Annotated in this window: 9 protein-coding genes; 5 read left to right on the top strand and 4 right to left on the bottom strand. The window is 41.4% G+C overall.

Annotated features, from left to right (window positions below; genetic code table 11):
- Positions 1-27: 27 nt before the first annotated feature.
- The 4 genes from IPI99_04975 to IPI99_04960 form a co-directional block, all read right to left on the bottom strand.
- On the bottom strand, positions 28-699 hold the full coding sequence (locus IPI99_04975) for a two pore domain potassium channel family protein (protein ID MBK7339863.1): 672 nt from the start codon (positions 697-699) through the stop codon (positions 28-30).
- A 212-nt stretch (positions 700-911) separates the two neighbouring features.
- Positions 912-1,976, bottom strand: a complete 1,065-nt coding sequence (gene porQ, locus IPI99_04970) for a type IX secretion system protein PorQ (GenBank protein ID MBK7339862.1) — start codon at positions 1,974-1,976, stop codon at positions 912-914.
- A complete protein-coding gene (locus IPI99_04965) occupies positions 1,955-2,557 on the bottom strand; it encodes a toxin-antitoxin system YwqK family antitoxin (protein ID MBK7339861.1) in 603 nt (200 codons plus the stop codon). Before IPI99_04965 ends, porQ begins: the two co-directional genes overlap by 22 nt.
- Positions 2,558-2,569: 12 nt before the next feature.
- Positions 2,570-3,124 carry a putative metal-dependent hydrolase gene (locus IPI99_04960; protein MBK7339860.1) on the bottom strand — a complete coding sequence of 185 codons (555 nt, stop codon included), beginning with the start codon at positions 3,122-3,124 and terminating at the stop codon, positions 2,570-2,572.
- A gap of 130 nt (positions 3,125-3,254) precedes the next feature.
- On the opposite strand from IPI99_04960, the gene IPI99_04955 reads away from it, so the two are divergent.
- The 5 genes from IPI99_04955 to IPI99_04935 all read left to right on the top strand — a co-directional run bounded on the left by IPI99_04955 (position 3,255) and on the right by IPI99_04935 (position 12,874).
- The gene (locus IPI99_04955; protein ID MBK7339859.1) at positions 3,255-4,577 is read left to right on the top strand and encodes an OmpA family protein; all 1,323 of its coding nucleotides are present in this window, start codon (positions 3,255-3,257) and stop codon (positions 4,575-4,577) included.
- Between the two features lie 132 nt (positions 4,578-4,709).
- Complete coding sequence (locus tag IPI99_04950) at positions 4,710-5,690, top strand: PhoH family protein (protein MBK7339858.1); 981 nt, start codon at positions 4,710-4,712, stop codon at positions 5,688-5,690.
- Between the two features lie 52 nt (positions 5,691-5,742).
- Complete coding sequence (gene pheS / locus IPI99_04945; GenBank protein ID MBK7339857.1) at positions 5,743-6,771, top strand: phenylalanine--tRNA ligase subunit alpha; 1,029 nt, start codon at positions 5,743-5,745, stop codon at positions 6,769-6,771.
- Between the two features lie 781 nt (positions 6,772-7,552).
- The gene (locus IPI99_04940) at positions 7,553-11,257 is read left to right on the top strand and encodes a hypothetical protein (protein MBK7339856.1); all 3,705 of its coding nucleotides are present in this window, start codon (positions 7,553-7,555) and stop codon (positions 11,255-11,257) included.
- Between the two features lie 90 nt (positions 11,258-11,347).
- Positions 11,348-12,874: a T9SS type A sorting domain-containing protein gene (locus IPI99_04935; protein ID MBK7339855.1), complete on the top strand. Its 1,527-nt coding sequence runs from the start codon at positions 11,348-11,350 to the stop codon at positions 12,872-12,874.
- Positions 12,875-12,944: the final 70 nt, after the last annotated feature.

Raw genomic sequence — 12,944 nt, 5'->3', positions numbered from 1 at the left:
ACAATGAGTGTTCTAATAGGATTTTACTCAATGATTTGAAGTAAATCTGGAGATAATGATTCCGATCACCGCCACCATATAAAACTGTCCCAACATTCCAAAAAAAGCAACCGTTAGTCTGGACATATCCGTAGTGGGATAAATGTCGCCAAATCCAATACTCGTCAGCGTGATAAAACTGAAATAAGACAACTCATTATAAATGGCCGGGAGATTTCCTTTGCTGATATTGCGGAATGAATCGGGATAATTCAACTCTATGGCAAGATATGAAAACAGCGCTACCATGCTGAGCAATAAATATCCGCAAAACGAACCAATGACTACATTAAACCTCACTTCCTTTGCCATGGTGATTTGTCTGAATACTTCTACTAAAATAAAAATATAAAACACGATATAAAATGCAACAAGAAAGGAGACAAACCAAAAGTTAGTCGAAAAATACAAAAAGCCAAATGGCATTAAAATCGCAATATTGCTGAAAACAATTCGTAAGCGTTTTACCCACAATTCCCTCTCTACAAAAATTCCAAAACTGGCCAACGCAATAATGATCATATTGATCGGCCACACGTATCGGATAAAAAAATCATTGCTCGGAAAGAAGATTTTGTCGAATATCAACAGTGTCAACGCCGCCAACAGAAATTCAAATCTGTAGGTGCTGAGTTTGCCGTGGATTCTTTCGCGTTTCATTTGATCAAGTCCTTTTTTCGTTAATTCATCTGCGAAGAACAGAATTTAAATTGGAATAAATGTTTTTTTTAAAGAAATATTTTGATCAATGTGGCATACAGGAATCAGGATCGCGCCTTGCGGAAGAAATCACTCATTCGTATTTTGGATGCAAAGTGGTTTTACAACCGGTTCTGTCTGACCTTGTCACTTAGAAAAATGAAGGCAGAAACTTATACTTTAGTTTTTACGAATGAATTCAGGTCAAAGCTGAGCCCGATCTGACTCGTCCCTCCGGCGAGATGGTACTTCGCATAACTGTAGTCGAATTTAAACTTGTATATTTTTAATCCCAGTCCAAATGACAAACCATTAAAAGCCCTGTAATCAGAGAGAGCCAAATCCCGCGCTCTCAAATGGTTATATCCAAGTCTCAACCAGAAATTTTCATTCTTTCCCATGCCTAACTCCCCTCCAAAGACCATATGGCGCAATGCATTTCCCGCCGCCTTTTCCAAAGCACTGGTTTCTTTTGTCTCACCGAGCAAATCCACGTTGCCATTCTCTGCAGGATCATCATATCGAATGTCCCATTGCTGCAAATCCGTAAGCGTGATGTGATAGGTAAAGGGCAGGTGCTTGAGCTTTTGTGCTATACCTAATTCAATTTTCATGGGTGTCTTAGCTTCCCTGTGATCAACATAGGGATCCAGCTGAGTTCCCGCATTGCGAAAAACCAAACCTAATGCCAATTTTTTGTCGGGATTGTAGTACCTCGCACCGGCATTGAAAAGAATCCCGGAAGAACTTGCATCACCTACTACTGAATAAATGTAGTGTATCTGTGCACCAAAGTTCAGCCTTTCGCGGTATGGCCTTGCAGCTGCCAGATAAATATCGGTTTCTTTGGCCTGAACCGTACCGCTCGTATTGCCGTAGATGTCAGTACGAGAAACATCACCGGAATTCAAAGCTTTGACACCACCTTGCAAAAAAGTATTCCATTTTTTCATCTTGTGTACATAGTTCACATGACTGTTTCTGATATCTGCAAAATAAAACTGGTGTTGAAATGAAAACTGGGTATGCACATCATCGCTGAGCAATGCGGGATTCGAAGCACTGGAGCTCGCATCCTTGCTTTGCCAGGCCGGAGCCGTACCACCCAGCGCATTCAACCTGGATGAGGCAGATAGATTGACAAATTCAAAAATGCCCTGACCTCCTGTTTGAGCTTTCAGAGTACAGGCACTGATCAATCCGGCAAGCAAGTAGCCTATAATGAGTCTTTTTTCCATAGCGTTTTACATATACCTTTTTTGCAATCCATTTTTTTCTCCAGGCTGCCTGTGCTATCATACATCAGTAGCTCACCTTCTTCGTCAGGCCCATCCAGAAAGCTGCCCTGAGCCTTTATTTTACCGTTTTCATAATATTCTGTAAAGGGACCATTTTCTGCATTGTCTTTCATGATTACTTTGTCCTTGACGGCTCCGGATGGATAGTATGATACCCACTCGCCCGACATCACATTGTTGACATAGATTCCCTCGACGCTGACTTGACCATTCTTGTGAAAAGCCTGGTATTTTCCCTCAAACAGATCTGCATTCCGCGTCTCTATAGAATAGATCGCTCCGTCCTCGTAAAGTTTGCGCGTACCCTGGAGTTTGCCATCGTGATATTCAGCAGCTTCTATTGGCCTGCCCTGCTCGTCAAACGATTCATACAAGCCATTTTTACCATTGCTGGTATCTCCCAAAACGGTGATGCGGTGCATGACCACACCTTTGTCGTTTTTGATCTCATATACTTTGTTCATCTTGCAGGCAGACAACGTGGCGAAGAGAATCATCAGACAGAGTTGTAAGTACTTCATGATCTGTCTATTTTAACTTGTCTGTTTGTTTTTTAATGCCAGCTCGATGTGAGCCAAATGATGAAGACCATGCCAGGCATATAAACTGGCTGATTCGAACAAACTGATATATCTGTCTTTGTCAGGATGATAGAAAGATCGCAGCAGGTCTTGCTCCGGTAGTGCCTGAAGGAAGGATACCCAGCGTTGATGCAAGGCTTTCAGCAAACTGATACTTACCTCAATATCGATTTCAAGGACGTCTTTGGTCTCCGACCAGAGATTTTCGTCGTAAGGGCTTATCCTTGGTTTATCTTCTGTAAAAGCAAGCTTGTGACGGATGTAAGCATTCATATGACTATCGGCACAGTGATGTACCACTTGTCGCACTTTCCAGGAGCCTTCTCGATAAGTGAGCGCTAAGTCAGTGGCTGTAAGATTCCGGCAAAGGTCTTGTAGGCTGTCTGGAAATTGCCGTATCTGCTCTATCCAGCCTTTAAATGACTCGAGCTGGGCGATATCAGGTTTGACCCATCTGCCGATTGGATATTTTAGACTTTCAATGACTTGTTGATTTGCTTCTGACATCGGATTAACATACTGTGAAAATAGCTTAACAATGCATTATAGAGAATTATTGTGACATCGTTGCAATTTTACGTCAAGTTAGCGTGTATTCAATTTTTTTCTATTTATAAACAAATTAAAACTAACAAAAATGAATTTAATCGATTTAGTAAAAGGTCAATTGACACCCGAATTGATGAATGCTGCTTCAGGATTTTTGGGAGAGTCTTCACAGGCAACTACAAAAGGATTTGATGCTGCTATCCCTTCAATTTTGGGTGGTATCCTCAACAATTCAAAAAATACCGGCGTAATGAGCCAGATCTGGGATTTGATCAATTCCAAAGACAATGATCCGGGACTTTTGAATAACCTAGGAGGTTTGTTCTCAGGTTCTTCTGCTGCTTCTTCAAACACAGGTATCGGCTCAACATTGTTGAACCTTCTTTTTGGAGGAAACAACAGCTCTATACTTGGTGCTTTGACGAGCTTTGCAGGTTTCAAAAACTCAGGCTCAGCAGGAAAACTTCTAAGCCTTGCTTCTCCATTCATTTTGGGATGGTTGAAGAAAAAAGTAACAAGCGAAGGCTTTGGTCTTAGCGGTCTTACTACTTGGTTAAGCGGAAACAAAAACGACATCATGTCAGCTATCCCTGGTAGTATGAATTCAGCTTTGGGATTCAGCAATCTTGGATCTACAAGCGGATCTACACACAAAGCAGCTTCTACTGCTTCTTATGACAACAACAACGGCGGTGGTGGCAGCAACTGGTGGATGTGGCTTTTGGGCTTACTCGCAGCTCTGGGATTATTGTGGTTCTTGATGAAAGGCTGTAACAAAACCAATATGGGAGAAAAAGTAAGCAATACTATGGAGAACGTTGCAAATACAGTGGATTCAGTTGCTATCAAAGCTGCTGCTGATGCTAAAGCTGCTGCTGATGCTGCTGCTGAAGCTGCAAAAAGCATGTACGTAGGATTGGATTCAACAGTACGCGCAAAATGGCTTGCTCTAGGTAACATGATGAAAGTAACTCTACCTGATGGCGTAGAAATGAATGTACCTGAGAAAGGAGTTGAGTATTCATTGATCAACTGGCTCAATGACGCTTCAAAAGTTGTTGACAAAACTACTTGGTTCAATTTCGACAGAATCTTATTTGAAACAGGTAAAACAACTTTGAACGAAGCTTCCAAAGAGCAAATCGCAAACATCGCAGCTGTATTGAAAGCATATCCAAATGTCAACATCAAAATTGGCGGTTATACTGACAATGTAGGTGATGCTGCTAAGAACAAAGCGCTTTCTGCTGCAAGAGCTAAAACTGTAATGTCTGCTCTGGTAGGACTTGGTATCGAGTCAAAGAGATTGGAGTCTGAAGGTTACGGTCAAGAGCATCCTGTTGCTTCAAACGACACTGCGGAAGGAAGAGAGTTGAACAGAAGAGTGGCTATCAGAGTCACAAAGAAATAATTTGACTTTCAGGTCAAAAGCCTGATCATAGAAAAAAGCGGGGACTGCGCACAATGCGCGTTCCCGCTTTTTCTTTAAATAGAACTGTGATTCGGATTATTTTTGCACATCATTATTTAAAGTAAAATACATTTGTCACAAAGCGAAATCATCCTCCATATCGAGCAGGTGGACCCTCTAGAACTCCTGGGAGAAAACAACAAAAAACTCAATCTGCTCCGCAAAGCATTCCCCGAAGTCACCATTACTTCACGTGGTTCACAACTCAAGTTGAGCGGCAGAAAAAAAGATACCCAGAGCGCCAAGGAGAAACTGGAGCTCATGGTGAGGATACTCAAGGAAAGTAAAGAGCTTCCCCTACAACTCGTAGAAGAATTGATGCATGGTGAAAGCCCTTATACCTCACGTATCATCAATGTGGATGGCCGTACAGTTCTCCTACATGGCCGCGACGGTAGGATGATTTATGCCAAAACCAGAAATCAGCTTGCTCTCGTAGAGGCAGTGGACCAAAATGATATTTGTTTTGTAATAGGACCTGCCGGTACAGGCAAAACCTATACTGCAGTAGCTCTGGCTGTGAGAGCCCTCAAAAACAAGCAAATCAAAAAAATTATACTCACGCGACCTGCGGTTGAAGCAGGAGAGTCTCTGGGCTTTTTACCCGGCGACCTCAAAGAGAAGATCGACCCATATCTGCGCCCATTGTACGACGCTCTTGATGATATGATCCCGGCAGAAAAACTCGCTCAGTTGATGGAATCTCGTGTGATTGAAATAGCTCCTCTGGCATTCATGAGAGGAAGGACCTTGGATCATGCTTTTATAATCCTCGACGAAGCACAAAACGCAACTCCACTACAGATTAAAATGTTTTTGACGAGGCTTGGCCCCAGTGCAAAAGCGATCATTACAGGAGACTTGACACAGATAGATCTGCCCTACCATCAGAAATCGGGACTCAACCAGGCGTCCAAACTTCTCCGCAATATAGATGGGATCACTACAGTGTACCTCACTCGAGAGGATGTCGTCAGACATCGACTCGTCAAAGAAATCCTGCGCGCATACGAAAATGACAGCAAGCATCCGGACGCCAAAGAAGAAGAATAGTCCACGACCTCTGGTGATGATTGATTACTTTTGATCCACAAATCTTTGTCTTATGATCGGCGATATATTTGAGGAATTGGAACTTCTGCGACATGAAGTTGAGGCCTGTTCGATTGAGGGAGAAAGCGGTGCAGAACAATTCAGACAGCTCTATCTGGGCAGTAAAAACAAGCTCAAACCTCTCTTTAGCCGGATTACAGAAGTAGAAGCTTCCAGGAAAAAGGAATTCGGTCAGAGGATCAACTCGATCAAGCAACTGGCAGAAGAACGCTTTGAAGCTGCTAAACAAAATGCCTCTACCTCAGGATCTAAGATGGATGTCTCAGCGCCGGATATGAGCTTGCCTGCACGAGACCTCAGCTCGGGTAGCAAACATCCGATTACCTTGGTGATGGATCGCATAGTCAGCATTTTTGGTCAGATTGGTTTTGAGGTAGCCGAAGACCGGGAAATAGAAGATGAATGGCACAATTTTACTGCGCTCAACACACCAGATGACCATCCTGCGAGAGACATGCAGGATACTTTTTATCTCAGAGACTTTACTTCACGACTTTTGCGAACACATACCTCCTCCGTACAGTCGCGCTTCATGACCAGTCACAAGCCACCAATACGCATACTGGCCCCCGGAAAAGTCTATCGCAATGAGACCATATCAGCCAGGTCTCACTGTCAATTCCATCAAGTAGAGGGCCTCTATATCGATCGCGCTGTTTCTATGGCAGATTTAAAACAGACTCTGCTTTATTTTGCCAAAGAAATGTTCGGTCCGGAAACGCGTATCAGGTTGAGACCTTCTTATTTTCCCTTTACCGAACCCTCAGCAGAAATGGACATCTATTGGGGATTGAAAGACGAAACGGATCATCGCATCACCAAAGGTACCGGGTGGCTAGAAATTCTGGGTTGTGGCATGGTGGATCCCGCCGTCATGTCCAATTGTGGCATCGATCCAACGGAATATAGCGGATTTGCATTTGGTATGGGCATAGAGCGCCAGGCAATGCTGCTTTACAAAATACCGGATATCAGATATTACTTTGAAAACGATCTTCGCTTTCTGAGACAGTTTTCATAAGAGTGAATGATTTGACCAACTTTAATAATTCAAGAAATTTAGAGTCCGGCTAGTATCTTTTAAATAGATCTCGAGGAGAATAAATCCGGATTTAGTCCTTGAAATCGTCGTGAAAATTAAACTGAAAAAAAAATAAAAACTTTTGATCTAACCGATTTTCGCAAGACAAAATTCATTTGAACGATTTCACTCGTTAATGTGGCATCCCGAGCAAAACTGATTCGATACTGTGATTGAGCATAAGTGAGTAAACTAGTGTTCTCTAATATTTCATTTTGATCGGTAATAAAGAATTCTGGTGCTGCTTTTTACCTCCTGCATCAAAAAATGATTGACACGAATCTATTATTGGCAATGCATTTGATTACGGAGTGAAATTCATTTACTTTAAAATCTTCATGTAAAAATTACGAGTTTATAAACACCAAATTAAATTTAGAGTAACAATTCTTTTCTTTTTTCTTACAACACAGGAGACACATTGAAAAAAAAATATGTATAAAATCTGAATTTTACAACTAAATACAAAACATAGAAAGATTTTATCCAAAAAATACTTATTGTGAGTTATTTGCCAAATACTTTTACGATGATACATTTGTTCACCTTAATTAATTATTTTATTATGATAACAACAAAATCTGAAAAATGCTTCCTGCCATCATGCTCGGTATAGCCGGTTAATTAATACCTATGATCACTCTTATGTATTGAGAAGACTGGCTTTTTATACCTTAAATAACTCCAATTAACATATTTGTTAACCTTTAAATTATTATTCATGAAAACTTATCAAATCAAACGATACTATCGTTTGATATCAGCTATTTCACTTTTATTGATTTCGTTTATCCAATATTCGTTTGGGCAACCTTTTGTAAAAAAATCAACTCTTTCTTTTGAGTCGGGTTTAAATCACGGCGAGTCAGAGGATTGGATATTCTCACTTTGTCCGAGTGTTGATTGTATTCATGTTTATTTCGCGGGATACACAGTATTTCAAGACGTAAATGACCTTTGTCCGGATCCAAAATACGAACCAAGACTTGCGATAGTTGGTAAGTACAATAATATTACCAATAAATTGGTTTGGGAACGAGAATACTACGTGGATTATGGATATGGCGAATTTATTAATATTTTCGAATCTGGTGACAATATTGTAGCAACTGGAGGCGAAAGATCTAATCCATGCAGTGGCCCGAACAATTCTTTGATTCTTGTTGCAGATAAAACTACTGGAAATCCAAGGCCCGGCTATCCCAAACATCTCATCCACAATATCAATGGCCTTGAAAATGCCAACTTACGCTATGGCCCTTTGACCCAAGTGGGAAATACGAATGTCATGTTCGGTACCGGATATGTAAATAATCCAAATGGTGGGTGGAATTCTGTCATCGTTAACACTGACGAAAATGGAAATATTATACCTTTCAATAACGATCCGAATAATACGGGATATTTTATTGGTCCGGCAAATACTGACATCCGCAGGATGATAAAAGTCACAGGTCATCCCGATATTAAGTATGCATACATTGGTTATACAAGTGATAATCCCGTTAAGGACTGTCTGATCGGATTTTTGGACATCAATGGAAAATCAATGCCAAATTTTCCAATGCAGGTGTTTTCTGAAAGCAGTTTAGTAGCCGCCGGTAAATACACAGATCTACCCGGCGATGAACCTATTTGTACCGGAATTCCGGTTTCAACTTATGAGAATGAAAATGAGGAAGCCTGGGATATACTCCAGGATGGTGAAAATCTATTTATTACCTGCAGATTTGATTATTTCTTTGATCCTGAAGTAAATTCCGGAGATAATTGTAGTGAATATAGCAATCTTCATAGATATGAATACTCTGATATTGCCTTAGTGAAATATTCATTATCTGCTCAAGGTGGTGGCATCACCCAAGCTGTAAATGTCGGAGTCGCTGAGGCCCCTGAATACTGGCCCGATATGGAATTGATCGACGGGAGGATCGTTATTTTAGGGGCAAAAACGACGACTATTCCCAATAGTACCGATGTCTTATCCTCAGGGACTTTAACGTCATTTAACACCAATCTGGGTGATAAGAAATTTGGGACTTTTAATGACGATTGGAATATTAATTGTTCATTCGATATCACCTCAAATTGCGATGGCGATATACTTGTAGGTGGAAATAATGAGTTACATGATGAAGATTATTATGTGTACAAGCTGAACAATAACTGCCAATCAAAAACAAGTTTCAATGGTCAAAATGATATCACGAGCAATGTTTCAATCAATAATATTGCAACGTGGTCTAGTTCCAGAAAAGTAAATGCGACAGTGATCGTCAAAGCAGGTGGTGAATTGACCATAGGGCCCGGAGCTGTGATAGAATTTGCTGCAAGTTGGGACCAAATTGATTTTGATATTTTAAATAAAAATTTGCCTTCTGAGAATGTTGCAATCCCTAAAATTCAGGTACAACCCGGTGGTAAATTAATCTTAAATCAATGCACACTACGCGGATTGTCATCTTGTCCTTTAAATGGAATGTGGGATGGTATCGAATTGCAATCTGGAGGAGAGGTAGTCATGAATGGAGCCACTATCATGGATGCCAAGTATGGAATTATGGCAGACAAAAGCGTCTATGACCAATCCGGACGTATTCGACCATCTGAAACCATGGGTGGAGCTTTGATTACTTCCACAAACAGCCATTTTGAAAATTGTTTTCGTGGAGTTCACTTTGCAAAATGCGCTCAGAATACATCGCATTTTACAAACACAGAATTTCTGTGCAACAGTCTGCTCAAGGATCCTTCATATCGGTTCTTTGCTACTGATCAGTACGCTAATGCCATTTCCACTGTAAGAGGGACGGAGGCTTTTATTTATTCTAGCGGTGTAGATCAATCTTCGATAGAATTTGGATCTTGCAGTTTTACGAATTCAACAAATTTGTACGCACCTTACCGCGGTGATGGTATCCGGGTATTCAATACTGCTTTCAAAATAGGCAACAGTACATTCACCAATCTCTATCAAGGACTGTATGTATCGAATAGCTTGCTTAAAATGCAAGGAATAAAAGTGGATGGTTCAAATGTATTTACCGGAAATTATATTGGCGTGAGGATGAGCGGTGGCACCGAAAATCGGATTCAGAATATGAATTCATTTACCTCAAAGGGCCATTATACCAGTAATCAACTCTTACAAATCGTGCAATGGAATCGTGGTATAGGCGTATATAATCTGGCATCTACTCGAATCAAAATCGCAGATCAGAATAGCTTTACTTCGATCAATACCAATCAAAGCTTGAAAGATTATGGCATCTACAGCCTTGGTACGACGGATGCTCCAAGTCTTCACAAGAAAAACAATTTTACAGATTTGTGGGAAGGAGAGAAGACGACGGGTAAGAACAAAGGATTATCTCTCAATTGTAACAGCTTCACACAGCAGACCAGAGCCTGGAATCTGGCCGGTGAGGTGAAGGACCAGGGATTGTGTTTATCAAGCCAACCGGAAATTTCTTACACTCCTGACAATACTTTCAACGACGGCGCCATGCAGTATGTGCCCATCAATCATATAGCGAACGCAGCCAATGACATGAAGTATTATTTGAAGGATGCATTACAATCTGGAAGGCCAATTTACAATACCGCTCCACCGAAGGTGACCACACCTACTTGTTGGGTAAATGGAATACAGGAGGGTTGTATGTTTGACCCGATGCTCGGACCCGGAAACGTAAATTATTACCAATCCATGTACGATGGCTTGCCGAATGGAGACCTCAAGTATTGGCTGGGCAATGACCTCGCGCGCTATTACTCAGATGCCGGCTTAGTCAGTCAATACGTGAATATTATCTCTAACCTGCCGCAGGATGGCAATCGCATCACTTATGCCCTGTATCAGTTGAGGAATGGGGACGCACAGGGAGCTAACAATACTGTGAACTCACTGTCAGCTTCCAATCCTGACAATGTCGATTTTGGCCTCGTATTCCAGATATTGCTTGCTCACAGCAACCCTCAGAATGGATTGTCACAATTGAACACCACCGAGATCAATACTTTGGTGAATCTCTCTGACCATGAGAATCAGGCTGCTGCAATAGCCCAGGACATCTTGGGTCAGTATTACGATTATATTTTCCCGGTATGGGTAGATGAGACGGTTCACACTTATGGCACAGAGGGTAAAAAATCGAGCCAAAACATGAAAGAATCTTCGATAGTTGGCCTGAATAATCCTGTCGCAGACCATTTGGAGTTTACTCTCACAAACTCTTCTGATGGCCAAAATAATTTGACATTAACTATACACAATGTCGAAGGCAGGCTTCTGTTGACGCGCGATTTTCTGTACGGGCATGATAAAGTATCGCAGAATGTCACATCACTCACACCCGGATTTTATCTCCTGAGCCTGAGTCGAGATGGGAAGGTCTTTGACTCCAGGTTATTTGAAAAATTATAATCTATATTGTGAATTTGTTATATTTTGGTGCAGCATTGCTCGCTGCACCAAATTATTAATTTATGCAGCATGAAAATTAATTACAACAACATGAAAAAATACCTGATACTATTCTTACTCTTCCTGATTCAGATTGAATGTATAGCGCAGTATTCTCGTGTGTACGAATCCTATAGAAAGAATATCAACCGGATAGCAGAGGGGATTGGAACTGACATCATAGAAGATGAACAGGGTAAGGCTTATTTTGGATCTGTTGCCTGGAGTTTGGACCCAAAACAATTATATAGTTATACGTTTTTATCTAAAGTAGATAAAGAGGGTCAGGTTGAATGGGCTAAGCCAATATCTGATACAGTACTCGAACCAAGCACCCCTCGCTTGATGGCCAAACTCAGAGATGGCAGGTATATCGTAGGGGGCAGTATTGTCCAAGATAGTATGACAGAGCTACAAAACTGGTTGGCATTTTTTGACGGAGATTTCAACAAACTGGATGAAAAGATTTATCCGGTAGAATACGACGCCAACAACCTCTGGAGTTTTCATCAACACAGCGACGGCGACCTGATATTTTGCGGCCTTTCCGGCAAGTATTACAATCAACCCGGAGGAGGCCTTGGATGGGGCAGAGCATTCATACTTTGCACGGATAGCCTCGGAGAGAAGAAATGGTATCGCGAGTTTGATAATACAGTTCTTCCGTTTGATCTGTACAGTTTTTATCATGTCACCGAAGATCACCTGGGTAATCTTTATGTATGTGGACAAAACTTCAGAAATGATCTGGATTGGAATGCGCTGTATGCAAAGTTTACTGCTGATGGTAGATTAATATGGTTTAAAGAGATAGACTCACCGGGATTTGCTGATCGATATATGTACATTCAGGAAAGACCTGACGGCAATCTGATCTTATTGGGAAGCAGCTTTGATTTTCAGACGGATACTGCTGCGATATTGTATAGTATCATCGATACATCAGGAAAAATTATTCATGAATTTAAAGATACTCGAAATTATGAACAAATAGAATATTGGCGATGTAAGCCTACCCTGGATGGAAATATCATATGCGCAGGGGATATGCAAAGAACCGGAGATATTTTGGATGATGATTTGAGAAATGGATTTGCACACAAACTCAATATGGATGGGAAGATATTGTGGGAGCAGGAATACAGTGCAGTGGACAGCCTGGTAGAGTTGTTTTTCAATCTCGGCCTCTCTCGGGATGGTGGATTTTATTTTGGAGGCATCAGTTGGCTACCTGAGATTTATGAAAGCAGAAACTGGTTGGTACGGGTGGACAGCAACGGCTGCCTGATCCCGGGCTGCAATCCTGTAGGTATCACAGAAAAAGAATCCTATCCGGAACACTATGTCCTGGCACCGAATCCCACACAGGAAGACCTCTATGTGTACAGCAATGAGTACCACTACAAAGCATCCGAGATCTCCATATTCAATGAATGGGGGACACAGGTTTACAGCTCGCGCATAGAGACGGCATACAAGCACAAGATCAATCTGAGCCAATTCAGTGCAGGCATATATTACTATGTCATCCATCGCGCCAATCAAAAACTACAGTCGGGTAGATTTGTAAAGATTTAATGGCCGGGTTGGATACTTGATCGACCTACTTGCAGGATAGCAGGTGGAAAGAGTGATCAATTATCGGATA

It is taken from the genome of Saprospiraceae bacterium, assembly GCA_016710235.1.
GTDB lineage: Bacteria > Bacteroidota > Bacteroidia > Chitinophagales > Saprospiraceae > Vicinibacter.
Note: the sequence above shows the minus strand (reverse complement) of the source record. Positions and strands in the feature narration are given on the sequence as shown.